Raw genomic sequence first — 25,019 nt, 5'->3', positions numbered from 1 at the left:
TCGATAGCCGACGGCAGCGTGGCGGAATGGGCTCGCTCGCGTGACTTAATAATGACTCATCACAGTCGCGATCAACCTCGCTTGACGTGGTCATCGGGGCCTCTAAACTAGGTGAACATGCGGATTCTGCCACGTAAGCAGCACGCGTTTCTGGTTCGAACCAGATGACATCGCGACCGTTCGTGCGATCCTCTGACCGCATCTAGGCGAGGATCTTCGGGAAGGTGCCCGATCCGATCCTGCGGGTTGCTGATTCGAGGTTGGTGGTAATCAAATGGGCGAGCCCAACATGGAGGTTCGCCCGCTTGAGAAGCTCGCTGAAGCTGGGGCGTGAGTCTGTTCGCCTATACGAGAAGCAGTTTCTTATAAACGACTCCGCGATTGGTTCGGGGAGCGTCTCGGTGCTGAGGATGAGGCGGCGAAGTGAGCTCCGTCCGACTTCCCGCATGACCGAGCGTTGCGCCGAGAATAGATAAGCGGCGATGTCTTTTTGTTGCGCTCCGCTGATGTCACTGATGGCTGCAGACGAGGCCGCGGTAAGGAGTCGTTCTAGCGCGATATCCGGCGCGGCTGGTGCAACCTTGACAATCACCCGGTTGACGGCGCGGTAAAGATCCACTTCCACATTGCTGTCGACTTTTCGTCGGCGCGAAGCGAGCGAGATCAGAGTTGTGTAGTCAAAATCGGTGACCTCAGGTTGTGAGGCAATGACATACGCCGTTGCGTTGTCCACGGAGTCACGATAAATGTCGCGCTCACGCTGATTGCTGTCTCGTGAAAGGTTGGAAACCCAGCGAACTTCTCGTTCAAGTGAGGAAAGGACTTTGGAGCAGATGTCTGGGTTATTCTCGCTAAGTTCGCGCAGAAGGTTAACTAGATGAGTGCGCGCTTTCAAGTCACTCAGCTCGATCAGAGCGCTATCCACGTCATCGAAGTCTGGCTTCAAAATTCCAGCACGAACTGCTAGCAACCACGTATTCGCTCCCTCGCGCTGCGGAAGGGCCGAGCTTTTGAGGTTGTCGGTGATCAGTTCGCTCAGGGCGGCTTTGTGGTTCTCTAGCGCAGCCATTGCGTGCGGATCTCTAAGAGCGTGGGTGAGGCGCCCAGAGTCATTCTCTTCGATCGAGATTTGGACGTAGTACTCAGCGATGTACGGGTCTGCAAGGTAAATGTCTGCTCGGTTGAGGAATTCTCTCCGTGCGATGCGCGAATCGACATCTCTATGTACAAGTAGGTCCTGGATTTGCTCACGGCTGCCTGGCACGCCGGCGCGATACATGTGAGGGAGGACCGCAACTAGTCCGTCCGCGCGGCGAAGAATGGTGGAATCCCTTATCGCCAATGGGCTTGTTATGTCTTTGATTAGCGAATCGTTTGTGTTGGGATGCGACAGAGCGATGCGTGCGACGTTTGCCCGATGCTGATGGTCGGATTTCAGGCCGCGCTTTGCCACGGGCAGACCTTGTAGGTCGTCCTGAAGGCTGATGGTGAGCGCGATCGTTGCGAGTGACTTGCCCTCGAGCAGGGGGCCGTAGAAGCACCTGGCTAGGAGCCGTGGCGCTGATCCGGGTGGGGCAGAGCGCACTGCCTTAAGAATGCCGTGAATAGTGGGTGCTGTGTTGCTTGTGCTAAGAAATTCCGCGAGGGAGTGAAGGTAGGCGGCAAGATCTGGACTAGTTGGTTCTTCGACGATAGATTGCGCTACGCGTTCGGCGAGTGTCGTCCAATACTGGCCGTCTTCGAGAGGAGCGGAATGGTAGAGCAAGTGGCCGTAGGCGCGTTGTAATCCATCCATATCGGTCTTCTTGTTCGCCATGTTGTGGCCGATGGCACCGCGTACGGCCGCAAGGAGTACTGCGTCTCCGATTACTGCCCATCGGTCTCCCAAATGCGTAAGCGTTTCAATGAACGTCGGTCGCGAAATATCGTCGAGCTTGCGCAGAATCATTGCAATCTGGTCGGCGTCCGATTGTCGTCCCTTCCGATAAAGCAGGATGTGGAGTTCTGTAAGCCGCTGGACCGTCTCCGGATCTCGTGTGGCTTGCACTACTACTCCGAGTAGAGCAGACGTCTGGCGAGCCCAATCAATGTTTCGAGGCGCGAGCCGGAGCAGTGCAGTTGTGATGGCTTTACGGACGGCTCTGGAGCCGGTCTTCCATACAGAGCGATAGAGGGTCGCCAAATTCTCATAGTCCGGCAGGCTCCCGGAGGCACTGAGGGTGATGAGATGCTCGGTTTGAGAGTGTCCGAGGCCGTCGAGCACATTTGGTTGTAGGTTAATGAGCGTCGGCTTGCGTGCCAGGGTTCTTATTGCATGGTTTGCTAGGCCGGTGGCTCCGCTGTCTATGAGTGCTTTAGTCACCTCGGCTACGCTGTCGCGTCCCAGAGAATCGTCGGCGCTGAGCAGCAGGTATTGCTCAAGCACTGCACCGACAAACAGGTCCAGTGGATTGTCAAGCACGTGGCGGAGCAGTAGTTCTAGGTCACCGCTTCGCCCTCTTCGGCGAATGGCCAGGGCGGCGACAAACTCGAACATTGTCTGATGGAAGAAACTGACGAGTTGCCCTTCCTCTACGAGAACCCCTCGCTCTGTCAGCGTCATGAGTCCTTCGCGATACGAACGGTTCGAGAAGGGTTCGATTGCAATGAGTTCATGCGGAGCGCGTTCGAGGAGCGATGATGACCTGACCTCAGGGGTCCCGCTCGAAAGCATCAGGAGTGCTGTTGCAGCGGCATGGGACGAGAGATTTTCGCTCTCGCTCAGGGCGCCGACGCGCTTATCCGATTCGATACGGTCATCCCAATATTGCCGGTACAAAGAAGTTACGTCTGTCTCTCGAAGATCAGGCAGATTTGGCTGAGCAAGTTCGAAAAGCATCCGCAGGAACAATGGCTTCTCACAGACCTCTCGGACCGGTAGTCCCCTAGCGACCGCGTCTTGTATCTCGGCTTCCGCGATGAAAGCATCCTCGCCGGGTGCAAAGCGCCGAACGAGAGCGTGAACGGCAACTGACACTTCACGTGGCGTATAGCGGTCGAGTTGAATCACTTTGCCGAGAGAGGTCGGCAAAACTTCCTCTTCGGATGGTCTGGTTGCCAGCACCACGGCGAGATTCATTTCCTGAAGAATTGCGACTAGGTCGAGCGTCAGTACGCGTGAATTCGAGTTGTGGAGAAGTAGATCCACAGTGTCAATGAGCACAATGGGCCTTCGCCTCTGATCGAGCAAGCTGCGCATGTCCCTGATGAGTGTGTCTTTTGGTAGCGCAGCTTGCGTTGTAGTTGCGCTCAGCCAGGCAGCGGAAACCAGAATCGGATAGTGTCCGAGCTTCGTCAACTGACGATGGAGGTTCCAAAGGATGCTCGTCTTTCCCGAGCCGGCATCGGCGCTGAGAATTTGGACGATGGGATCAGTGGTAGTGATGGCTGCAGCGCGAAGACTTTCCTCGCACTCCCGCTCGACATAGATGTCAAGCGATGCGGTTCCAAACGCTGTACCAATCTCCTCAGATAGGTTGTTTGAGAGCCTCACGGAAAGCAACCGGGTGGGGCTGGCGGCCCGTCGTGAGTGGGCCGTCACCAGCCCATACGCGCTGCCAATCAAGACCGCTGCCGCAAAGGCCACGACAGCTAGCGTCGTTGGGAATCCGAGCAGGACAGCCAATGTCGGAGCGCCGAACGCAATGAGGCCGCCGACAACCGCACCAACGTGTTTACCCTTCATTCGCACATGTGCACCCTAGCGGCTGCTAGCGAAAGCATGACCGGCACTGACATATGTTCCAATTGCGTTTCTGGTCGTTCGATGATGATCGAAAACCAACTCGCCGCGAATTAAGGAGTGTCGCCAGCACAAGGTGGGCGTCAGACCGTCGCAATGCTCGTATCCGCCAACTCGGTTCGAAGAGCAAAGGAGGCTCCGCTAGGACTCGCTCGAGCCGGTTATCCTGTGCCACCTAAATCGGGGTACACGCTTCGGGCCGATACACACGCAACAGCGTCAAACAGTTGGCATCTACTTGACACGGTGCAGCTCCTTCGAGTGAGCACTGAATCACCTGACTAGTTCTATTCCGGGCGGTCGATCGACCTCGAGGCCGGTGGCTACAAGTGGGGGAGCCTACGCAGCAGGACTGGCTTTCACGACGATGGACTGCGATCCAGGAGTTCGTGTTGTGAGCTGGGTCGCGCGGCGATGTGTGGATCACGCTTGTGAATTTGCGGGACTGGAGCTCGGCGGACTCGTCGGCTGAATGATGTTGAAGGTCGTGCGGGTCAGGCGCGCACCCTCGATGCCCCATGTGAGGGCGGTGTCGAGGCGGGCGCTGATCGCCTCGGTCATCCGCTTGCCGCCGAAAATCGCCAGCGCCTCGCGCTTGAGGTCGGGCACGGCCAGGCCGGCTGAGGCCTCCGCAACAATCGACATGGCGTTCGCGATCTCGATCAGGGAGACGTGATCGAGCGGGCGGGCTTCGCCCTGTTGCGAGGAGCGCGCGCGGCGCCACGTTACCGGGTCGAGCTCGGCGGGCCAAGCGAAGGGCTCGGTCGAGCGCGCCTTCATCTCTGGTGGGACGAAGCTCAGGATGGCTGTTGCTCGGGATTGGGCGACCTTGTTCAGGTCGAAGGCGGCTGCCACGAGCTTCGCCAGCCTCACCAGGTGGACCGGGCCCTCCGTCGCCACGATCTCTCGGATGACGGCCTCCACCGCCCGGGCGGCGTCGTGCCGGGGGAGCGCGTCTAGGACGGCGATCGAGCCGACCCTTCGCAGCGTCCACGGGGTGTAGGGCTCGATGAGGTCGTCGATTATGGAACGCTGCGCGGGAGGTGCGCTCGCCAGGTTCTTGAAGAGGTTGGGAGCATTCGCTGCGGCGAGGTCGTCGCTGGTCGGCGCTTCTGCGGAGCGCGCGGGCGCGGCCGCATACGTCGCGGGGCTCTCGATATCTTCGTCGGCCTCGAGCGCTTGCTCGACCATCGAGTCGACTCGGGCGAGCTGGGCGCCGTTGGCGTCGGCCGCCTGGACGTCGGCGATCGCTAGTTCGAGGCGGTCGAGGACCGCCTCGCGGGCGTGCAGCCACTCCGGGAGCCAGACGCGTTCGACCGCTGGCCAGTGCATGAGGTTCTTCAGGACCTCGGTGGGGAGGCCGTCGCGGTCGGCGACCGTTCGGCGGGACTTCCAGGAGTCGCCGTCGAGGAGGACCGCCAGCAGGGGGCGGTCGGGGGCGTCTGTGGGCGCGATGCTCAGGTCGACTCGGAAGTCGGAGAGGCCGACATCCGTCTTCACCGCGAGGCCGCGCATCCGCAGTTCGTTGGCGATGTCGTCTCGGTGGCGGTCGAAGATCGCTGTGCGGCGGGGGTCGGCCTCGAGGGCTTCCGAGCCGCTTGCCGCCATCTCGAGGTACGACTTCAGGTGCTTCACACCGATCGAGCTCGTCTGCTCGGCGCGGAGCTCTGATGGGTCGAAGCTGGCGAAGAGCAGCACCTGACGGCGCGCCCTCGTGACCGCCACATTGAGGCGGCGCTCGCCACCGGCGCGCTGCAGGGGGCCGAAGTTCAGCGGCAGGAAGCCCTTTTCGTTCACGCTGAACGCGATCGAGAACAGGATCGCGTCGCGCTCGTCGCCCTGCACGTTTTCCAGGTTCTTCACGAACAGGCCCTCGCTGTCGTTGTCGAGGGCGTTCAGGATGCGCTCGTCACCGGTGTCGCGCAGCAGGTTCTCGATGAAGTCGCGCTGCTGGGCGTTGAACGTCACTACACCCAGCGACGGGGCCTCGAAAGCGGCAGGCGGAACATCCGTCTGCGCGGCCGAAGCCGCCTCGAAGCGGCGACGGATCTCGGCCACGATCGCCTCGGCCTCGATGCGGTTCGTGCGCAGCTCCTTGCCCTTGCCCGAGCGGTTGAAGGTGCCGTTCACCCGCACCATCGAGACACCGTAGCCGTCGCGCGACTCGCGCTCGGCCGACCTCAGCGGCGCCGGGAACGACGAGAGCCGGCTCTCGTAGTAGTGGTGATTGCTGAACGAGATGAGCGACTCGTCCTGACTGCGGTAGTGCCACGAGAGCCACTTGCTCGGCACCTGCGACTGCACGCACTCCGAGAGGATCGACTCCTCGTCGTGCACCACGACGGCCTCGAGCTCGACCTCGTCGTCGGCATCGAGCGCCGTCTCGCCGAAGCTGGTGGGCGGCATCTGCTTGCTGTCACCGACCACCACGACCGAATCGGCGCGACCCATCGCACCCACGGCATCCGCCACCCGGATCTGCGAGGCCTCGTCGAACACGACCATATCGAACAGGCCCGGCTTCGCGGGGAAGAAGCGCGCCACCGACTCGGGCGACATCAGCGTGATCGGCAGCACCTGCGTGATCAGCTCACCGAAGGTGTCGAGCAGCGTGCGCACGCTCATCCCGCCCCGCTGGCGTTCGAGCTGGCGGCGCAGCAGACCCACCTGGCCGGCCGGCGCGCTCGAATCGAAACGCCGGAGCGCCAGCACGTGCGCCGGGATGGCGTTCGGCAGCTCGGCGCGGATCGCCAGCGCACTCGTGGTGAAGCGCTCGATCGAGCGGTTGTGGGCGGTCGGGTCGAAGTCGGCCAGGGCGGTCGTCTGTTCGCGTTCGTCGACGGATGCCGCGGCGAGACCCTTCTCGAACGAGAGGCGTGCGTCATCCGCGGTGAGCTCGCCGGTCTCGAGCGCCTTGACTGCGTCGGTCATTCCGCGGCGGCGGAGCGGTTCGAGGGCGCGGGTGAAGGCCAGCCAGCGGTCGAGGGACACGGGTGTGGGGGAGTCGAGGTTGCGGCCGGTGCGGGTGGCGGCCCAGGTCTCGAAGAAGGTTTGGCGCTGGGGCTCGTGAGACCGGCTTGTCGGGGCGGTCTGGCCGGTCGAGGCACCGTGGCCCGTCACGCCCGCCGGGCCGGAGGCCCACGCGCCGAGATCGCTTGCCGAGGTGCGAGCTGCCGTAATGAGGGCCGACCACGCTGTTGCCAGCGCTGCGATCGCGGCGGCGCGGGAGGCATCCGGGGGCGTCGACTCGTACAGGCGGCGGGACTCGGCGGTGAACGCATCCGGGTCCTCGCCGGGGCGGACGCCGATGGTCGTGCCGACCCAGCGGAGCCAGGCGATCTGCGTCGTCACGGATTCGGCGTCGCTCGGGCGGAGCGGGTTCCAGTCGGCGGCGATCCGCACGCCGGCGAGCTGCTGGATGTAGGCGCGGAGGGACTGGAGGTAGGCGGCCGACTCGGCGATCTGGCCGGTGAGGGTCGAGAGCTGCTTGAGGTCGACCGCGTCGGGGGAGCGCAGGGCCGGGGCCAGCTTTGTGGCGACCGCACGACGGCGCTTTTTGCGGCCGAAGAAGCCGGACTGGTCGGCGGCGAGGGCCTCGGCGTGGATGCCCGCGATGTCGAGGGTGACGGCCTCGGGGTGGGCCTGCTGCAACCAGGCCGGGGGTGACTGCGTGAGGGCGGCCAGCTGGTCGACGACCGCTTGCGCCGCGGTATTCCAGGCGCTGGGCGTCGTGGTGTCGCGCGCTGCGTCGATGGTGGCGAGTGGCTCGCGCTGGTAGCCGTCGATGCGCGACCAGTCGGCGAGTTGCTCGGGGGAGGTCGCGAGCGCGATGAAGTCGAAGGTCGCACCCGCTTCGAGTGCCGCCGCGATCGCCCGGTCGAGGGTCTGCGCGGCGGTGTGCACCGCGGTCGAGTCGGCCGGGGCGTCCGGTCGGTCGACAACGAGGCCCCAGGGGTTCACCCGCTGCGGGCGCACGTAGTCGGCCGTCTCGGGGAGGTCGCGGAGGGCCACCCGGATCGCCTCGAAGTCGTCGGACGAGCCGCCGGAGACCAGACCCGACGGAACGGGCATCTCGGGCACGAACGCATCCGCCGCCAGCTCGCTCGTGCGGGCGGAATAGAGCGAGAGGCCGGCCGAGTTCTTCTCGTGCAGGCGCTCGGCGTAGCGCGAGAGCGTACGGCGGTTGGAGTTCGCGATCTCGAGGTTGGTGCTGAGGGCGGCGCCATCCGTCGTGACGCGATGCTCGAGGGCGGCCTTGATCTGCGACCGCACGGCTGCGGGGCGAGCGCCCTTGTCGTGGAGGTCGAGCGAGAACGGGCCGAGGCCGATCTCTTCGAAGCGGCGCTGCACCACGGACAGGGCGGCGCGCTTCTCGGCCACGAAGAGCACGCGCTTACCGTCGGTGAGTGCTTTCGCGAGCAGGTTCGTGATGGTTTGCGACTTGCCGGTGCCGGGAGGTCCCTCGAGCACGAAGGTGCGGCCCTGCGCGGCCTCGGCCACCGCTTCGAGCTGCGAGGAGTCGGCGGGCACCGGGCACTGGGCGCTCAGGGCGTCGAGGTCGACGGCGTTCTCGGCCGTCGCCTCGGGCACGGGGTCGATGAACGGCGCCGTCGGCGTCTCGATGAGGTGCTTCACCAGGGGGTTGCCCGCGAGCGACTCCCAGTTCTCGTCGAGGTCTTTCCAGAGGCGGTACTTGGCGAACTGCAGGATACCCAGGTTGACGGTGTCGTCGACCCGGAAGGGGAGGTGCGCATCGAGCATGGCCTGACGGGTGGCGGTGAAGGCGGCCTGCAGGTCGATGCCCGCGCCATCCTGAACCGGATCGGCCAGGCCGGGAATCGTGAGGTCGTAGGCCTGCGAGAGCTTCTCGAGCAGGCAGTAGTTGGGAGTGGATGCGCCGGACTCGTCGAGGGTCAAGCGGTAGAGCGATCCGCGGTTCGCCGTGGTCAGCTTCACGGGGATCAGGATGAGGGGCGATCGGAGCTCGCGGTCGTTGAACGTCCAGTGCAGCATGCCGAACGCGAGGTAGAGGTTGTTCGCGCCGGTCTCCTCCACGATCGTCTTCGCCTTGTAGGCGAGGTAGCGGAGCTTGGTGGCGTACGACTCCTCGGTGATGTCGATGTACGCCTCCTTGCGGTCGGCGAGCAGCTGGGCGCGGGTGTCATCGGGGAGGTCGCGGCCGAACTGGATCTTGCGCTCGCGATCGACGGCGCTGATCGCGTTGGAAGGGCGGAGGGACAGCTGGATGCCGGCGTTGATCTGGTCTTCGAGGTGGGCGAGGGATGCGCTCGGCACGGAGAGGGAGTATCCGGCGCGGTCGGTGAAGTTGATCAGGCGGTTGCGGAGGCTCAGGTCGAGGAGGGAGTTCTTCCACTGGGCTACACGAGGCGGGGCGGCTCGTCTGTTGGTCTCGTCGTTTGTGGCTTTGGTGGTTTCCCGGCCGTCGCGCAGCGCGACCCTCGCCGCGACCCGGTACTCGGTGACGACGACGGTGCCGTCGGCATCCACGGAGCGGGACGGCAGGGGGAAGATGCTCGCCGAACGGGCAGCCCCCACGTCGATCGCGCCGATGAACGTGCTCGGCGCTCCCTCCATGCGGGCTCGTGCTGCGCGCTTGGCGGCCTCGAAGTCGCCGTCTCGGGAGTCGGTGACGGCCGTGGTCTCGAGCAGCACGATCTGGCCGAGCGCGGTGCGGTTGATCAGGTCGGCGGGTTCGAAGTCGACCACCGAGCCCATCTCGCTGTTGTGCCGCCAGTAGCCGAGGAAGGCGTGGCCTTCGAAGATCCACAGGGTCGAGTTGATACCCGCCTGCTCGAGGGCTGCGGCGAGAACGACCGTGGTGTCGAGGCAGGTGCCGACCCGGCCCTCGAGCACCTCGGCCGGGGTGCGCACCTTCTGGCCGGTGCTCGACCAGCTGGCGGGCGGCTCGGCATAGCGGATTCGCCGTTCACGCATCGCCTCGTAGATCGCCTCGACCGTCGCATCCACCCGGTTTGGATCTTCGAGCTGGTAGCCGGTCATGCTGCGGTCGCCGGTGCGCTTCTCGAGGAGTTCGCCTGCCTCGTGGAGGAGGGGCTGGATGGCGGCGGCATTGGGCTGCACGTAGGCGGGGAGCAGCTCCATGCCGAGCTGCACCGGGTTGGTGCGCCATTGGGACGCGGCCAGCACGTCGACGTCGGCGGATGCTTCGGCTCGCGTGGTGCCGTCGGCGTCGGTGAGGCGGGCGGTGATGCGTCCGGGACGCTGTTCATCGACGGCGAGCATCTTCGCCGGGTCGAGGTAGAGGCTGAGCTCGGAGAGGGTGACGGTCGCCTGCTCGGCGAGGTCGATGAGGGTGGTGCTGGGGGATCCGAGGGAGCCGAAGGCATCCGTTGCTTCGATCTCGAGGGAGGCGGCGCGGAGCATCGGGCCCGGGTTCGTGATGGTGACCGATTCGAGGGCGGAGAGGCGGGCGTTCGCCAGGGCGTAGCTGACGACGCCGGCCGTGGTGAGGTTCAGCGTGACGCGGGCGGATGCGGTCGGCTCGAGGTGCCGCGCATCGACGACGGCTTCATCATTCTTGCTGGACTCCATCGAGTTGCTCCCGGCGCTTCATGGCGATCGAACTCGCAGCGCACGGGCACGTAGTCACTGCGTGTGTCGAGCTTAGTAGCGGGCGCTGACACGGCTCCGCGTGACGAAGGCGATTCATCCTGTGGACAACACGCACGAGGCGAATGGGTGACGTATCGTCATCTTATGGTTTCCGAGGCACTGAGTTCGTGGCGCGATTCACGCTCCACCAACCTCGATGCGTTGGTCGGAGCCCACCAGGCCGTCACCCGGGGTCTGCCTGGCCGGCCGAGCCTGACGACGGAGTTGAACCACGCGCTCATCGCCCGGTTGGCTTCGGAGCTTCAAGGCTTTTCGCGAGATCTACACGACCAAGCATCCGACGGATTCCTTACATCGTTGACTGTTCCCGATCCGGGGATCCGGCAGATTCTGCGAGCGCGCCTCGAGGATGGCCGCAAGCTCGATTCCGGCAACGCCAACGCCGGAAATCTCGGCAATGACTTTTTGCGAATCGGGCTCCGACTGTGGCCCAACATCCATGCGGCTCACCCCGTTCGCGGCGTGCGCTGGCACGACTGGGTGGAGTGGCTCAATCTCGCGAGAAATGGGATAGCGCACAACGACCCGGTGAAGCTCGGGCAAGCGTCGGCGGCACACCCACTCACGTTGGCGACATTTCGCACGGCCCGCGGAGTGCTCAACCAGTTCGCTTCTGGAATGGACGCGGTCGTGGAGACATACTTGAGGGGAAAGACCGGTGTCCAACCATGGTGAGAGGAGGATCGCTGTGAACGAGAAGAAGAGCGATGCTCTCCGCGTGCCGAAGTTCGGCACCCTGGTGCTCGTTCCGTTCGGCGACGCCCTGCTCCCGGCGACCGTGGTTCAGAAGCGCAACGGACGCGTCGAGGTCGAGATCAAGGTCGAGGACGCGGATCCGATCCGCACGACGTTCGCGCTCGACGACATCACGGTGCCGAAGGCGTCCTAGCGGCGGTGCTACACGCCCAGGTGGTAGCTCCTGGTGCTACAGGTCCCGACGGTTGGCGCCGCCCCGGCGAATGCCAAGCACCAGAAGGATGATGCCCACGATTGCCAGCCCGAGCCCGATGTAGAGCCAGGTGCGGTCGCCGGTCATCGAGCTTCCCGGGATCAGGTTCGCGCCTTGCCCGGCGAAGACGACGCCGACGAGCAGGGCGACCATACCGACGATGATGAGCGTCGTGCGCCCGGCTCTGCTTCTCATGGTCGTCACGCTACTCGGATTCGGAGTCCGGGCATGGGCTCGACCGAGAACTCGGGGCAGGCGATTCCACGCAGATCGGTGACGCCTGCCGACTATGTCACGCCGTGCCGGGTGTGACGATGCGCGCGACCGCCGCGATCGCTGCCGCGCGGCGCGAGGCATCCGTCGCCCCGGTGTCGGCCGAGAGGAGGCCGATCGGGGCCGTCTGCCAGGCCTGGGCGATGGCGTAAATGATGACCAAGAGGTCGACCGCGCTGAACGGGGGCGTGGCTTGCGGATGAATCGCGGCGGCCTTGGCGGCATACGCGGCAAGGGGCTCGGACGCCGCCTCGGGGCGCTCGAGCTGGGCCCACAAGCAGATGCGCAGCACCTCGGGGTGATCGCGGTGGAAGTCGTAGAGCTCGCCGACCCAGCGCGGCAGGTCGGTCGGGATCGGGGGGACGGCCTCGGCCATCCGGGTGATCGCGTCGGACAGGGCCGCGTCGAAGAGGCCGCTCTTGTTGCCGAAGTAGGCGTAGATCATGCGCACGTTGCTGTCGGCCTCGCGGGCGATGCGATCGATGCGCCCGCCGGCCTGGCCGTGCGCCGCGAACTCCTCGCGTGCCGCGGCGAGGATCTTCGCGCGGGTCGCCTCGGCGTCTCGCTGGGCCATGATCGGCGTTCTCCTCGGGTCGGAATTGACAGGGTGTGGTGCCGCGCCTAGCTTATAAGTAAATAAATACTTACTAAGGAGCGACATGGATTCGCGGATCGAACAGGCGCTCGCCATCACACCGGCGAGCCGGGCGGGCGAGCGCACGATCGACATCACCACCACGGGCGCGCGCACCGGGCGTCCGCGACGCATCGAGGTGTGGTTCTACCGGGTCGACGGCCAGATCTACCTCTCCAGCTCGCCGGCTCGCCGCGACTGGTATGCCAACATCGTGGCGAACCCCGACTTCACCTTCCACCTCAAGAACGGGGTGCGCGCCGATCTCGCCGCCACCGGCACCCCCGTGCTCGAGCCCGACCGCCGCGAGGCCGTGTTCACGGCGATCATCGCCGACCTCAACCAGCCGTGGAACCCGGCCGGCATCCCTCAGCCCGTCGAACCGCTCGCCGAATGGATGCAGGGGAGTCCGCTGATCAGCGTCGAGTTCGGCGAGCCTGCAGCGCCGGCGGCCCGATGAACGGCGCGCAACCACGAGTCGCGATCGTGACCGGCGCGAACCGGGGACTCGGGCGCGCGACGGCTGTCGCCCTGGCTGCGCGAGACATCCGGGTCGTGCTCACGTATCGCGGGGATGCTGACGAAGCGGAGCGCGTCGTACAGGAGATTCAGGATGCCGGGGGAGAGGCCATCGCCGAGCGACTCGATCTGGGCGACAAATCGTCGTTCGACGCCTTCCGTGCTGGCGTGCTACGCCGCGTCGACGAGCGATGGGGACGGTCAGACGTCGATGTGCTCGTCAACAATGCCGGTGTCGGGGTGTTCGGCGCGCTCGAGAGCGTGTCGGTCGACGACTTCGACACCGTCGTGGGCACGAACCTTCGCGGCACGTTCTTTCTCATCCAAGCCTTTGCGCCGCACATCGCCGACGGCGGCCGCATCATCAACGTGTCCACCTCGCTCACCCGTCACGTGAGCGCAGGCACGTCGATCTATTCGGCGTCGAAGTCGGCGGTGGAGTCACTTGCCCGCAGCCTCGCCGTCGAGCTCGGGCCCCGCGGCATCCGGGTCAACAGCATCGCCCCCGGCCCGACGGCCACCGACTTCAACGGCGGCGCGATGCGCGACGACCCCGAGCTGCGCCGCACCCTCGCCCGGAGCACCGCACTCGGGCGGGTCGGCGAGCCCCGCGAGATCGCGGATGCGATCGTGGCGCTGGCGTCAGACGGGCTGCGCTGGGTGACGGCCGAGCGGATCGAGGTGTCGGGCGGCAGCCAGCTCTGAGGTGGCCCCTCTGCCGGCCCGGCGCCGCGGTGACGTCCCCTCTGGAGATGAGTTACTCGACGGCCACGTCGATGTTCGTGATGCCGCTGAGGTCATCGAACTCGACGAAACGGTCGCAGTCCAGGGTCTCGGTGACCTCGTCGTCCATCGACCATCGGGGCATACCGGACGAGCAGGTGACGGTCCCCCCATCGGGCCCGCTCAGCGTCGCCGCGAGGCGCGGGGTGAGCGAGCCGCCGTCGGTCACGCGGCGGAGCGGGATGTCGAGAGTCGTCTGCGAGAACGCGCGACCCTTGTAGTCGGCGCCCACGGCACTCCGCAGCGTGCCCGAATCGCCGATCGCATAGCTGGGACTGGCTCCGGACGGGGTGATCGCCACCGACACCGTCTCCGACCGGGCAGGCGGTGGCCAGAGTGCGATCGTCAACACGACCATCCCGATACCGAACACGACCCCGATGGAAATCGGGCGAACCCAGGCACGCCAGCGCGGCCGCGCGATGGGCGAGGCCACGCCATCCGTCATGTGGCCGACAGTAGCTCATCTCCGGCGCGGGCGGCCGCCACCTCGAGGCCGCGCTCGGTGCTCGGGAAGCGGGCCACGGCGTCCTGCACGCCGGAGGCGGTGAAGTTGGCGCCGAAGAGTTCGCTGCCGGGCTGGAGGTTGATGCTGTCGCGGAGGGTTCCGACGAGCACCGGGTCGAAGCCCGAGGCGTTCACCAGTGCCGCCACATCAGCCAGGGCTAGCTCGTCGCCGCCGGCGATGCCGATGGCCTTGCGGTCGGGCGTGCCGAGAGGGGCCGGGCCCTCGTCGAGGTCGTGGTAGCCCATGTGGTTGTAGGCCTTCACGACGCGGGACGCGGGGAGGAACGACTGGATCAGCTCGCTCGTCGACAGGCGGGGGTCGTTGAGGTCGTCGCGGATGCCGTCGACCTCCCACCAGTAGTTCATGGCGTCGATGACGAGCTTGCCCTCGAGGAGGTCGGCGGGGATCGAGCGGTACTTGCCCAGGGGGAGGGCCAGGATGACGATGTCGGAGTCGCGAGCCACCTCCGACGCCGTCATCGCCACCGCACCGGGGGCCAGCACGTCGATGATGAGGGAGATCTTGGCGGGGCTGCCCGACCCGGCTATCAGCACGCGGTAGCCGGCCGCCAGCAGCAGGCGGCTGAGAACCGTGCCGACCTTGCCGGCGCCGAGGATGCCGATGGTGGGGAGGGTGGGCTGGGCCGCGTCGACGAGGGCGGTGGGCTGGGTGTCAGGCATGGGTCGATCCGATCGGGTAGAGGTCGTGGCCACCGGGCTGAGGCGCATCCGACGCGTCCGGGTCCGATGCGCCCGGGTCCGACGCATCCGCCGCCGCCTCCCGCTCGGCGAGCAGCTCGCGCACCCGCGGCGCCACCTTCGTGCCGAACAGCTCGATCGTGCGCGCCCGGGCGTCGACCGGCAGGCCGCCGATGTCGTACTTGAGGTCGAAGCGGCTGATCTGCAGCTCATCGGTCATGCGCACGATCTTCTGCGCCACCGTCTCGGGCGACCCCACGAAGAGCGCACCCGTCGCGAGCTCGAGGTCATACCGCTCCCGCGTCGGGGGATAGAAGCCGCGCTCCCGACCCATCTGCGTGACGAGCGGCTGCCACGCCTGCCACCAGGTCTCCGCCGCCTCGTCGTCGGTGTCGGCGATCAGGCCCAGGGCGTGCTGCCCGACCGGCTGCCGAGGCAGACCGAACTGCTCGAGCGCGCGGAAGTAGAGGTCGACGTGTCCGGCGAACCGGTGCGGCTCACCACCGATGATCGCCAACATGAGCGGCAGTCCGTAACGCGCCGCTCGAATGACCGAGTTCGGGCTTCCGCCGACACCGATCCAGGTGGGGATGCCGCCCGGGCGCATCGTGGGATGCAGCGTCTGATTGGTCAGCGGTGCGCGCACCGTGCCCGACCACGTGACCGACTCCTCGCGCTGCAGCTTCATGAACAGCTCGAGCTTCTCTTCGAACAGCGTCTCGTAGTCTTCGAGGTTGTAGCCGAACAACGGGAACGACTGGGTCTGCGACGCACGACCCAGCACCAGCTGCGCCCGCCCGTTCGAGAGGGCGTCGAGGGTCGAGAACTCGTTGTAGAGGCGCACCGGGTCGTTCGTGCTGAGCACGGTGACGGAGGTGCCCAGGCGGATGCTCTCGGTCGCCGTGGCGATGCCCGCCAGCAGCACGGGGCCGGCCGAGTCGACGTAGCCCTCGCGGTAGTGCTCGCCGATGCTGAACACGTCGAGACCCACCTTCTCGGCGTGCTTCGCCTCCTGCACCAGCAGGCGCACGGTCTCGGCGTCGGAAAGAGTGCGGTCGCCGTCGGTCGGAACGTCGCCGAAAGAGTTGAGTCCGAATTCGATCGAACCTGTGGTCACGGGAATCTCCTTCTTGTCGACGCCTGGTCTGACGTCTACTTGATTGACATGTCAACTGGATGCCCGCCCCGATTATTCCCGCGCTCCAGGCAACGCGGAGTCGGATGCGGTAGCTTCGCTGCTCGTGTCGGAAAAGCAGGATGACGAGAAACAGGGCGAGCAGCAGTTCGTGTCGCGCGCGGCGGGCATCCGCGTGCGCGAGGCCGACCTCGGCGCCAGAGCCCTGATCGGCAACGGCGCCGCCACCGACGTTCATCGACTCGAGACCTTCACCGTGCCCGGCCACCACGGCGGCCTCGCGTTCGTGCGCGTGCGCGACGGCGCCGCCGACCATTGGGACTCCGCCGTTCTCTCGCGCCTCGTCGCCCTGCGCTGGCAGCTCGACGCCCCCGCGCGCACGACGCTCGACGGTCTGGCCGCCTGGCCCCTGGCCGTGGTGGAGGGCGACGACGGCGAGATCGTCGGATGCCTAGTGCCGCTCGCCGCGCATCCCTTCTACTACCTGCCCGCGGAGCAGAAGAGCCAGACCAAGGTGCCGCAGCAGGTCAAGTGGCTCGTGATCGCGCCGAAGCGCGCCCGGCGAGCCGGCGCGGTCACCGTGGGGGAGCGCGATCTGGTCGCCCGCGGCACCGTGCTGGCGCGCGTCTGCTTGCTGCTCGAGCTGCTGCACCGGCAGGGCGTGGTCTACGGCGACCTCTCCGACCGATCGGTGCTGTTCGGCCAAGACGACATCGCCGAGGCGTTCGTCGTCGGCTGCGAGGGTGCGGCCTTCGCGGGCGAGCAGACTCCGCAGCGCAACAGCGCGGGGTGGGCGGCGCCCGAATCGTTCGAGGTCCCGGTGGAGAGCTCGTTCGAGAGTGGCGACGCGAGCAGCGCGGCAGGTGGCGACGCCCAGACGGATGCCGCGGCATCCCGAGCCCCGTCGGTGCAGACGGTCGCGACCGATCACTACAAGCTCGCGCTGCTGATTCTGCGGGTGCTCGCGCCGGCCGGCGACGGGCTGGAGCGCAGTCGCGACGCCGACCGTATCGGGAGCGTGCTCGACGAGGTCGGACAGCGCATGATGCACGATGCGCTGGGCGACGACCCCGAAGCGCGGCCGACGGCCGCCGAGTGGTATGCCTACCTGCGTGGGATGATCGTCGAGAACCTCGAGGCTCCCGTCATCCGGCGCCTCGAGGTGACCCCGGCGCTGGTCGCCGAGGGTGACGAAGTGCGCCTCGAGGTGGAGCTCACCGGAGCCCGGCGACTCACGATCGAGATGCCGGGTCGCGCCGACATCACCCGCGATGTCGGTTCGCGCGTCGTTCTCGAGCGGTTCACCGCCCGTCAGACCGGGCGGGTGGGCGTGCGGGCGTCGAACGAGCACGGCGAGGTGGTGGCGTTGTCGAACCCGGTGCGGGTGCTGCCGGTTCCGGCGCCGGCGCAGCTGCCGGTCGTGACGCCGCAGGTGCCCGAGGGGTTGCGCGTGCTGCCCGATCTCGCGTCACTCGAGGCCGCGTTGGGCATCTCGACGCCGCCACGGTCGGGGGCGGCAGAGGGAGCGTCGACGGGTGCGGCGGCCGGCGACGACGCGGCATCCGACTCGGCCTTCGGCTCACCCTTCGACCGGGTCGCGGCGCTGCGGGATCGGCTCGACGCCGACGCGCTGCCGCTCCACGACGTGCTCCGCATCGGCGTCGAGGCCGAGCGGGTGAGTCGGGAGCAGATCTTCCCGTCGTTCGAGGAGTTCCTGGACGGGGTCACCGACCCGAAGCGGCGTCGCTGAGCCGAGCGGAAGCGCCTAGCGCCGCCGAGGACGGGCTCGTGGCGGCATCCGTTGGGCTAGTGCTGCGGAACGGACCGCAGGTTCGCCTGTGCCCACTGGCCGAGCTGGCCGAGCAGCGGCACGAGCTCTTCGCCGCTCGAGGTGAGGCGGTAGACCACCGAGACGGGCGGGCCCTCGTTGACGCGGCGCTCGACGAGGCCGCTGTGGGTGAGTTCGGCCAGCCGATCGCTCAACACGGCGTCGCTGATGCCCGACACCGCGCGGCGCACGTCGGTGAACGACATCTCGCCGGCGCCGAGGGAGTCGACGATCATGCCCGTCCAGCGCTTGCCGAGAATGGAGAACGCGAGCGTGACCGCTGCGTCGCAGCGGTGCGCCGTCTGGTTCTCCATTCGCCCAGTGTACATGCTAGGTTTTTGCTACCCGCTCTGAAATACAGAGTTGGTATGAGAATTGGAGTACAACGGATGACCCTCTTCCGACTCGACGCGAGCATCATGCCGGGCTCGTCTGCAAGTTCGGCCCTCGGTGACATCGTCGAGGGCGAGTGGCTGGCCGCGACGCCGGGCGACACCGTCGTGAAGCGCGACCTGGCCGCCGACCCGATCGCCGCGACCGCGTGGCAAGAGGCCGTCTCGGCCGGTTTCATCCCCGACGACGTGCGCACCCCGTCGCAGCACGCCGTGACGGCGCTGGCCCGCACCCTGGCCGATGAGATGCTGACCGCCGACGCGCTGGTGTTCAACGTGCCGCTCTACAACTTCGGCGTCTCGCAGCACTTCAAGCTGTGGTTCGACCTCGCCTACACGGTGCCCGAGATCGGCCCCGGCGGAACCTCGGCGCTCGCCGGCAAGCCCGCCGTGCTCAACACCACCCTCGGCGGCAACTACTCGCCCGGCACCCCCCGCCACGGCTGGGACCACTCGACCGACTGGCTGCGCCGGGTGCTCGGTGATGTCTGGCAGCTCGACCTGCACGTCGTGCAGCGGCCGTTCACCCTCGTCGGTGTGAATCCGGCGCTCGACTCGTTCGCCGACATGGCGGCCGAGCTGCGTGTGAACGCCGAGCAGCAGGCCCACGAGGCCGGGCGCGCGATCTCGGAGGCGGCCCGCCTCGTCGGCGCGTCGCGCTGAGTTCGGCAGGGCTGGGCTGGGCACGGCTGGCCTGGGCAACGCTGGACTGAGCCGCGTCGGGCGGCCGCTTGCGTCGGCAGGCGGCCGCCCCGCCGCTCTCACGCGATGCTCGGCACCATGATGACCTTGCCGCGCAGGGTGCCCGCGGCTGACTGCTCGTGGATGCCGGCCACCTCGGCGAGCCCGACCCGACGGGCGATCTCGACCGTCAGGTCGCCGCTTTGCACGAGCGCCACGATCTCGGCGAGCTGCTCGGCGTCGCTCCGCACGAACACGACCACCGAGCGCACCCCGCGCTCGTCGTCGCTCGGCGCCGGCATCCAGGCCGTGGTGCTCACGACCACACCGCCGTCGCGCACCAGGGCGACTAGTGCCGTGAACTCCTCGGGCTCGATCGGGGCCAGATTGAGCAGCACGTCGACCGGCTCGGTCACCGCGTCGAGCACGGTGGATGCCGTGTGGTCGACGATCTCGTCGGCACCCGCCGCACGCACATTCGCACTGCTGCGCGGGCTGGCGGTGGCGATGACGTGAGCGCCGGCGTGCTTGGCGAGGCGCACCGCGTAGCCGCCGACGGTGCCGCCCGCGCCGACGATGAGCGCGCGCTGACCGGCCTGGAGGGCGGCCTCATCGAACAGGGCCTGCCAGGCGGTGAGGGCGACCGAGGGAATGGCCGCGGCATCCGTCAGCGGAATGCCGGTCGGTGCGGCGACCAGCACGTTCGCCGGCGCGATGACGTAGTCCGCGGCGCCACCCGGGGCGGTCATGGGCAGGAAGCCGATCACGGCGTCGCCCTCGGCGAGGGTCGAGACGCCGTCGCCGAGGGCGTCGACGGTTCCCGAGACGTCGTAGCCGGGGGTGTGCGGCAGGGTCACGGGAATGGGCAGGCTGCCCGCACGGATGCCGTTGTCGGCCGGGTTGAACGCGGCCGCGGCGACCCGCAGGCGCACCTCGCCGGGGCCGGGCTGGGGCAGGTCGACGTCGTCGATCTGCAGAACGCCGGGCGTGCCGTGCTGGTGGAATCGGAGTGCCTTCATGGTGGTCTTCTTTCGTTCGGGCGATCGGTCGCCGGTGCTCTGAGGGGCGAAGTGCTTCGATGTCGAAGCAACTGGAGATGACGCTAGCACTGCTTCGATATCGAAGCAAGTTAGAATGAGCACATGACCGAAGAATCCGCGTCGCTCGACCCCGACGAGCTCGGCGCCTATTTCGCGCTCATCGAGGTGAGTAGCCTGCTGCGGCACGCCGTCGAGCTGCAGTTGAAAGACGCCGGCGACCTGAGTTATGTGCAGTTCCAGTTGCTGGCGACGCTCGGCGACTCGCCCGCGGGCAGCAAGCGCATGACCGATCTGGCCGATGGGGTGGTCTACAGCCGCAGCGGGCTCACGCACCAGGCCGGACTGCTCGAGGCGGCCGGCCTCGTCACCCGCGCGCCCTCGGTCGACGACGAGCGCAGCGTGACGGTGACGATCACGGATGCCGGGCGAGCGCGGCTCGCGGCGGTGTTCCCCGGGCACATCGAGGTGCTCAAGAAGATGTTCCTGGCGCCGCTCCGGCACGACGACGTGGAGTCGCTCGGCCGATCACTCTCGCTCGTGCGCGACCACATGCGCGCGACCCCGCCACGGTCGGCGGCCCCACGGCGTCGGCGTGGCCGATGAGCGCTGCCGCGGCATCCGATTTTCAGCGTTTTTTGAGGTGGATCGATCTGGCACTCGAGGGGGTCGAGTGCTAAATTCTGAGTAGTTGAGTCAAGGGCACTCAGCCTCAGAACCCGGAAGGAGATTCATTCATCATGGCTATGACTTTTGACCCTTTCAGCGAGCTCGACCGCGTCGCGAGCACCCTGCTGCAGTCCAGGCCGGGGCCGCGCGTGATGCCCGTCGACCTCTACCGTGACGCCGATCGCTACGTGCTCAACGCCGACCTGCCGGGCGTCGACCCGGGGTCGGTCGACATCGACGTCGACGGTCAGTTGCTCACCATTCGCGCCCAGCGCACGGCGGGCACCGTGGAGGGCGCGAAGTGGCTGGCGCAGGAGCGCCCGGCCGGCACCTACCTGCGGCAGTTCAGCATCGGCGAGGGCGTCGACACGTCGGCCATCTCGGCCAGCTATGACAACGGCGTGCTGAGCGTGATCATCCCGGTCAGCGAGCGGGCGAAGCCGCGCAAGATCCAGGTGCACAATGCCTCGACGTCGGCCGACGCGCAGAAGACGCTGACGAGCTGACGCAGACGGCCTGAGGCGCTGCGGCGCTGAGGCGTTGTGGCGCTGACGCGCTGTTGATCGGCGTCGTCGTCGGTCATTCGATCGGCCGGCCCCGGGGCATCCGTGGGTCGGCCGATCGCCGTCTGACGTCGATCACGTCGACGGCAGGGCTTCGCGCAGCTTCTCGAAGAGCTCGGCCGTCTGGGCGAGGTGTGAGCGTTCGTCAGCGGTGAGCGCCTTCTCGGCCGCGTCGAGCAGCAGGGTCGAGCGCCGGCGACGCGACTCCCGGATCGCCTCCGAACCGGGCCCGGTGAGTTCGATCAGCACGCCGCGGCCGTCGGCAGGGTCGGGCGACCTCGTCACCAGCCCCTGCGTCTCGAGCTCGGCGACCGTGCTGCTCATGCTCTGATGCCGGATGCGCCGCCGCCGCGCGAGCTGCGCGATGCTCTGCGGCCCGTCGCGGAAGAGGAACCCGAGCGTCTCGATCTGACCTCCCGGGATGCCCTCGATCTGCTGCACGGCCCGCACCAGGTCGCCCACCGAGCGTCTCAGCCGGTCAGCGGTCTCGAGCGTGAATTCGGACATGCCATCAATCTACAGGCAGACTGCAGAAATATGCAGTCTGCCTGTATAGTTGACCCTATGGAACTCACCAAGCAGACCCACGCCACCATCGTGCTGGCGAAGAACGACACCTCGCTCGTCATCGATCCCGGCGCCTACACGCCGAACTCGGCAGAGCTCATCGCCGCAACCACCGCCGTGCTCGTGACCCACGACCACCCCGATCACTTCGACGCCGGCATCCTGAACGCCGCGCTCGATGCGCAGCCCGACCTGCGCGTGTGGGCGCCCGCGTCGGTGGCGACGTCGCTCGAGTCGCACGACGGTCGCGTGATCGTCGTCGCGGCGGGCGACACGTTCGAGGCCGCGGGCTTCGACCTGACCGTCATCGGCGAGCGGCACGCGCAGATCCACCCCGACGTTCCCGTGAGCGAGAACGTCGGCTACCTCGTCGACCACACGGTGTTCCACCCCGGCGATTCCTACCTGGTTCCGGATGTCGCGGTGCCGGTGTTGCTGCTGCCCACGAGCGGCCCCTGGGTGAAGCTCGGCGAGGCGGTCGACTTCGTGCGGGCCGTGGCGCCGTCGCGCGTCATCCAGATTCACGACCTGATGCTGAGCGAGGCGGGTCGGCAGGCCTTCGCCCCGACGATCGGTCAGCTGATCGGCATGCCGGTGGAGACCCTCGAGGTGGGCCAGACGGTCACTCTCTAGGCGGTGCGGTCGCCTGCGCCGGTCTCGTCAGTGCTGGTCGCCGGGCGGTCGCCTGCGCCGGTCTCGTCAGCGCGTCCGTCGACCCGCCCGACGAAGTCGAGCACGACGGAGGCCAGCGCGCCGGGTGCTTCCTGTGCGACGAGGTGACCGACACCCTCGATGTGGGCCGTCCCGAACGAGCCCGCCGCCACCGGGCGGAACGACTCCGCGGTGAACGGGTGGTTGGCGCCGTCGACGGCGAGCACGGGCACAGAAAGCGGATGCGTCTCGGCCCGTGCTCGAGTGGCGCCCTTGTCGGTGAACAGCGCGCGGTAGAGACCTTCGGTGCCTCGCCAGGCGTTCGGCCGAGAGTAGGTGCGCACGAACTCGTCGAGGTCGGCCTGGCTGATGGCACCGTCGGTCGCGCTCATGGCGGGGAAGGCCCATCCTTCGAGCAGCTCGCGCTCGTGTCCCGGCAGCAGCATCGAGGGGATTCCGGGGGTGCCGAGGAAGCCGACGTGCCACGAGCCGAAGGCGTTCACGTCGGCGAGCAGCTCGAGGCCGAAGCCCGCGAGCGAGGACTCGATCGCCGTGAAGCTGAGCACGTCGCCGGGGTGGGATGTCGCGAACTCGAAGGCCACGCCTCCGCTGATGTCTTGACTGACGAGGTGAACCGCACCGGCGCCGATGTGCTCGACCAGGGAGTGGAGGTCGTCGGCGAGAACCTGCTGCGTGAAGTCGGAGCCCGAGTTGCTGGAGTCTCCGAAACCGCGCAGATCGAGGGCGTAGACGCGATGCGTCTCGGCGAGCAGCGGGATGAGTGAGCGGAAGGCCCACCAAGTCTCGGGCCACCCGTGCACTAACAGGATGGGGGAGCCGGAGGTGCCGGCCGAGACGACGTGCAGGTCGGTGCCGTTGACCTCGGCGCGGTGGTGGGTGACCCCGGCGATGGTCGCGCCGGCGGGAGTGATGGGGGTCATGCGATCTCCTAATCGACAATCATGTTGTCTTTCTAGAGTAGACAATCTTGTTGTCGAAATCAAGACCGACCGGATGCCATACGCCCGTCATGCGAGCCCACCTAGAATGCAGATGTGTCTCGAGAGGGTGGCGACCTAGCGCTGCTGATGCTCGCCGGGTTCCGCACGCTGGCCGATCGGGCGACCGCCGAGCTGGCGCGGCGCGGCTACGACGACGTGCGGCCGGTGCACGACTTCGCGTTGCACTCGATCCTGTCCGGCGCCGTGAACGCGTCGGAGCTCGGTCGCGCGATGTCCGTCACCAAGCAGGCTGCAGCCAGAACCATCACGGTGCTCGAACAGCGGGGCTACGTGATGCGCGAGCCCGACGCATCCGATCGCCGGGTGATGCGCCTCAAGGTCACCGATCGTGGCGAGGCGCTGCTGCGCGAGGGTGAGGCGGTGTTCGACGAGATGCGCGACCAGCTGGCGAGCCAGGTCGGCTCCGAGTCGCTCGCGACGGCGGAAGAGGTGCTGCGAACCCTGGTCGGCGACAAGGCCATCCGCCTCGACGCTCCCGGCTGGGCCGCTGCCGAAGTCGACGGCGGCGCCTGACCGGATGACGCAGTCGGTACCACCGGCCGGGTGAGCCCGCCGCTCAGGTGTTCCAGGCCTTGTTCACGATCTCGAGGCGGTTGTCGTCGAGGTCGATGATGTTGGCGGCGTAGTAGCCGTCGGCGAAATAGGTGCGCATGGCCGGCACTCCGTCGTCGGTCGCGCCGGCCGCCAGCGCCGCGGCGTAGGTGGCGTCGACGGTCGCCGTGTCGTCGGCCACGAGGCCGAGATAGAGGCCGGTCTCGCCCGGCCGGCGCTGACGCAGCCAGATGCTCGAGGCGATTCCTCGGCCGTGGCCGCCATCGCTGAGGCCCCACAGATCGGGCACGGTGTCGGGGCCCGAGGCGGATTCGTAGGTGCCGAACGGTGCGAACCCCAGGGGTTCGAGGGCCGCGGCGTAGAACGCGAGCGACCGCTCCGGATCGGTGACCGAGATGTACACGTGGTCGAGCATGCGGGCTCTTTCCGTCGATGTCGTTGCAGCCGGGTCGGCCGCGCCCTACGACGTGGGGCATGCCTATCATCACCACTTCTTTGACAACTGTCAAAGAGGCGGATGCCGCATCCAATCCGGCAGGAACGAATACGCCGTGGCTGCGACCTGCCCCGGGTCGTCGACGCCCTTCGCACCGATCGCCATGACGGCGTAGAGCCCGGCCGAGACGTAGATGTCCTCGGCATCCGTCGTCTCGGTCGAAGCGACGCCGGCGTCGGCGCGGAACCGGCGGGTGAGGGTCAGCACGATTCCGGCGAGCCCGGGCAGTCCCGACTCGTCGTCGTAGTTCTCGCCGAGCCGCACGAGTTGCTGCTCGGCACGCAGCAGCACGATGATGCGGCGCAGCGAATCGATGCCCACGACCTCGGGCGCGACGCCGCTCCGTCGCTCGTCGAGATCGTGCGCGAGGTAGTGATCGAAGCTGTCGACCAGGGCGAACCACGCGGCTTCTTCGATGGTGTCGAAGTGGTTGTAGAAGGTGGCCCGGGTCACCCCGGCGGCCGAGCTGAGCGACGAGATGGTGTCGAGTTCCCCGGCGCGGGCGAGACGATGCAGGGCCGCCAGGATCTGCTCGCGCGAGCGGCGCGAGCGAGGGTCATGCGACGTCGGGCGTCCGGCCATGCGACGTTCAGCCTTTCGAACGGAGGGGAGGGCACGTGAGTCGCC

The 25,019-nt window shown here is 67.0% G+C and carries 23 protein-coding genes; 10 read left to right on the top strand and 13 right to left on the bottom strand.

The window, feature by feature from the left end; all coding sequences use genetic code 11:
- Nucleotides 1-202: 202 nt before the first annotated feature.
- Nucleotides 203-3,730 (bottom strand): NACHT domain-containing protein, encoded by a 3,528-nt coding sequence (locus tag N1032_RS08465; RefSeq protein WP_259538586.1) that lies wholly within the window; start codon nucleotides 3,728-3,730, stop codon nucleotides 203-205.
- Between the two features lie 474 nt (nucleotides 3,731-4,204).
- Nucleotides 4,205-10,354 (bottom strand): DUF4011 domain-containing protein, encoded by a 6,150-nt coding sequence (locus N1032_RS08460; RefSeq protein ID WP_259538585.1) that lies wholly within the window; start codon nucleotides 10,352-10,354, stop codon nucleotides 4,205-4,207.
- Between the two features lie 165 nt (nucleotides 10,355-10,519).
- Here N1032_RS08460 and N1032_RS08455 point away from each other — a divergent pair, with 165 nt between their 5' ends.
- Complete coding sequence (locus tag N1032_RS08455; RefSeq protein WP_259538584.1) at nucleotides 10,520-11,110, top strand: hypothetical protein; 591 nt, start codon at nucleotides 10,520-10,522, stop codon at nucleotides 11,108-11,110.
- Between the two features lie 13 nt (nucleotides 11,111-11,123).
- Nucleotides 11,124-11,324: a hypothetical protein gene (locus N1032_RS08450; RefSeq protein ID WP_259538583.1), complete on the top strand. Its 201-nt coding sequence runs from the start codon at nucleotides 11,124-11,126 to the stop codon at nucleotides 11,322-11,324.
- A gap of 36 nt (nucleotides 11,325-11,360) precedes the next feature.
- Here the strand turns inward: N1032_RS08450 and N1032_RS08445 are convergent, their stop codons facing one another.
- Together N1032_RS08445 and N1032_RS08440 are read right to left on the bottom strand one after the other, a co-directional pair.
- Nucleotides 11,361-11,579 carry a hypothetical protein gene (locus N1032_RS08445; RefSeq protein WP_259538582.1) on the bottom strand — a complete coding sequence of 73 codons (219 nt, stop codon included), beginning with the start codon at nucleotides 11,577-11,579 and terminating at the stop codon, nucleotides 11,361-11,363.
- A 97-nt stretch (nucleotides 11,580-11,676) separates the two neighbouring features.
- A complete protein-coding gene (locus N1032_RS08440; protein WP_259538581.1) occupies nucleotides 11,677-12,231 on the bottom strand; it encodes a TetR family transcriptional regulator in 555 nt (184 codons plus the stop codon).
- Between the two features lie 85 nt (nucleotides 12,232-12,316).
- Between N1032_RS08440 and N1032_RS08435 the strand changes: the two genes are divergently transcribed.
- Both N1032_RS08435 and N1032_RS08430 read left to right on the top strand, forming a co-directional pair.
- Nucleotides 12,317-12,751, top strand: a complete 435-nt coding sequence (locus tag N1032_RS08435) for a nitroreductase/quinone reductase family protein (RefSeq protein ID WP_259538580.1) — start codon at nucleotides 12,317-12,319, stop codon at nucleotides 12,749-12,751.
- Complete coding sequence (locus tag N1032_RS08430; RefSeq protein WP_259538579.1) at nucleotides 12,748-13,515, top strand: SDR family NAD(P)-dependent oxidoreductase; 768 nt, start codon at nucleotides 12,748-12,750, stop codon at nucleotides 13,513-13,515. The genes N1032_RS08435 and N1032_RS08430 overlap by 4 nt, the downstream gene beginning before the upstream one ends.
- A 52-nt stretch (nucleotides 13,516-13,567) precedes the next feature.
- Here N1032_RS08430 and N1032_RS08425 read toward each other — a convergent pair whose 3' ends face one another.
- From N1032_RS08425 to N1032_RS08415, 3 genes are read right to left on the bottom strand one after another with little or no spacing between them, the layout of a single operon-like run.
- Nucleotides 13,568-14,041, bottom strand: coding sequence for a hypothetical protein (locus N1032_RS08425; RefSeq protein ID WP_259538578.1), 474 nt, complete (start codon nucleotides 14,039-14,041; stop codon nucleotides 13,568-13,570).
- The gene (locus N1032_RS08420) at nucleotides 14,038-14,781 is read right to left on the bottom strand and encodes an NADPH-dependent F420 reductase (RefSeq protein ID WP_259538577.1); all 744 of its coding nucleotides are present in this window, start codon (nucleotides 14,779-14,781) and stop codon (nucleotides 14,038-14,040) included. The genes N1032_RS08425 and N1032_RS08420 overlap by 4 nt, the downstream gene beginning before the upstream one ends.
- Nucleotides 14,774-15,916 (bottom strand): LLM class flavin-dependent oxidoreductase, encoded by a 1,143-nt coding sequence (locus N1032_RS08415; protein ID WP_259538576.1) that lies wholly within the window; start codon nucleotides 15,914-15,916, stop codon nucleotides 14,774-14,776. Before N1032_RS08415 ends, N1032_RS08420 begins: the two co-directional genes overlap by 8 nt.
- A gap of 124 nt (nucleotides 15,917-16,040) precedes the next feature.
- On the opposite strand from N1032_RS08415, the gene N1032_RS08410 reads away from it, so the two are divergent.
- Nucleotides 16,041-17,684: a hypothetical protein gene (locus N1032_RS08410; RefSeq protein ID WP_259538575.1), complete on the top strand. Its 1,644-nt coding sequence runs from the start codon at nucleotides 16,041-16,043 to the stop codon at nucleotides 17,682-17,684.
- A 56-nt stretch (nucleotides 17,685-17,740) separates the two neighbouring features.
- Here N1032_RS08410 and N1032_RS08405 read toward each other — a convergent pair whose 3' ends face one another.
- Nucleotides 17,741-18,076 carry a winged helix-turn-helix transcriptional regulator gene (locus tag N1032_RS08405; protein ID WP_259538574.1) on the bottom strand — a complete coding sequence of 112 codons (336 nt, stop codon included), beginning with the start codon at nucleotides 18,074-18,076 and terminating at the stop codon, nucleotides 17,741-17,743.
- 75 nt (nucleotides 18,077-18,151) lie between these two features.
- On the opposite strand from N1032_RS08405, the gene N1032_RS08400 reads away from it, so the two are divergent.
- A complete protein-coding gene (locus N1032_RS08400) occupies nucleotides 18,152-18,817 on the top strand; it encodes an FMN-dependent NADH-azoreductase (RefSeq protein WP_259538573.1) in 666 nt (221 codons plus the stop codon).
- Between the two features lie 98 nt (nucleotides 18,818-18,915).
- On the opposite strand, the gene N1032_RS08395 is transcribed toward N1032_RS08400, so the two are convergent.
- Complete coding sequence (locus N1032_RS08395; RefSeq protein ID WP_259538572.1) at nucleotides 18,916-19,854, bottom strand: NADP-dependent oxidoreductase; 939 nt, start codon at nucleotides 19,852-19,854, stop codon at nucleotides 18,916-18,918.
- A 123-nt stretch (nucleotides 19,855-19,977) separates the two neighbouring features.
- Between N1032_RS08395 and N1032_RS08390 the strand changes: the two genes are divergently transcribed.
- Nucleotides 19,978-20,478 carry a MarR family winged helix-turn-helix transcriptional regulator gene (locus N1032_RS08390; protein WP_259538571.1) on the top strand — a complete coding sequence of 167 codons (501 nt, stop codon included), beginning with the start codon at nucleotides 19,978-19,980 and terminating at the stop codon, nucleotides 20,476-20,478.
- A 134-nt stretch (nucleotides 20,479-20,612) separates the two neighbouring features.
- Entirely contained in the window at nucleotides 20,613-21,047 is a 435-nt protein-coding gene (locus N1032_RS08385) for an Hsp20/alpha crystallin family protein (RefSeq protein ID WP_259538570.1), read from the top strand.
- Between the two features lie 132 nt (nucleotides 21,048-21,179).
- Here the strand turns inward: N1032_RS08385 and N1032_RS08380 are convergent, their stop codons facing one another.
- Nucleotides 21,180-21,611 carry a MarR family winged helix-turn-helix transcriptional regulator gene (locus tag N1032_RS08380; RefSeq protein ID WP_259538569.1) on the bottom strand — a complete coding sequence of 144 codons (432 nt, stop codon included), beginning with the start codon at nucleotides 21,609-21,611 and terminating at the stop codon, nucleotides 21,180-21,182.
- Between the two features lie 57 nt (nucleotides 21,612-21,668).
- Between N1032_RS08380 and N1032_RS08375 the strand changes: the two genes are divergently transcribed.
- The gene (locus tag N1032_RS08375) at nucleotides 21,669-22,304 is read left to right on the top strand and encodes an MBL fold metallo-hydrolase (RefSeq protein WP_259538568.1); all 636 of its coding nucleotides are present in this window, start codon (nucleotides 21,669-21,671) and stop codon (nucleotides 22,302-22,304) included.
- Here the strand turns inward: N1032_RS08375 and N1032_RS08370 are convergent.
- Nucleotides 22,301-23,263 (bottom strand): alpha/beta fold hydrolase, encoded by a 963-nt coding sequence (locus N1032_RS08370; RefSeq protein ID WP_259538567.1) that lies wholly within the window; start codon nucleotides 23,261-23,263, stop codon nucleotides 22,301-22,303. The two genes, N1032_RS08375 and N1032_RS08370, sit on opposite strands and share 4 nt — an antisense overlap.
- A 114-nt stretch (nucleotides 23,264-23,377) precedes the next feature.
- Between N1032_RS08370 and N1032_RS08365 the strand changes: the two genes are divergently transcribed.
- Nucleotides 23,378-23,857, top strand: a complete 480-nt coding sequence (locus N1032_RS08365) for a MarR family winged helix-turn-helix transcriptional regulator (RefSeq protein WP_259538566.1) — start codon at nucleotides 23,378-23,380, stop codon at nucleotides 23,855-23,857.
- Nucleotides 23,858-23,900: 43 nt separating this feature from the next.
- On the opposite strand, the gene N1032_RS08360 is transcribed toward N1032_RS08365, so the two are convergent.
- Together N1032_RS08360 and N1032_RS08355 are read right to left on the bottom strand one after the other, a co-directional pair.
- Complete coding sequence (locus tag N1032_RS08360; protein ID WP_259538565.1) at nucleotides 23,901-24,311, bottom strand: VOC family protein; 411 nt, start codon at nucleotides 24,309-24,311, stop codon at nucleotides 23,901-23,903.
- Nucleotides 24,312-24,401: 90 nt separating this feature from the next.
- Nucleotides 24,402-24,974 (bottom strand): TetR/AcrR family transcriptional regulator, encoded by a 573-nt coding sequence (locus N1032_RS08355; protein ID WP_259538564.1) that lies wholly within the window; start codon nucleotides 24,972-24,974, stop codon nucleotides 24,402-24,404.
- Nucleotides 24,975-25,019: the final 45 nt, after the last annotated feature.

The sequence above is a fragment of the Herbiconiux daphne genome (assembly GCF_024979295.1).
In the GTDB taxonomy this organism is placed as follows: Bacteria; Actinomycetota; Actinomycetes; order Actinomycetales; family Microbacteriaceae; genus Herbiconiux; species Herbiconiux daphnes.
This window is presented reverse-complemented; position numbering and strand designations above follow the sequence as displayed.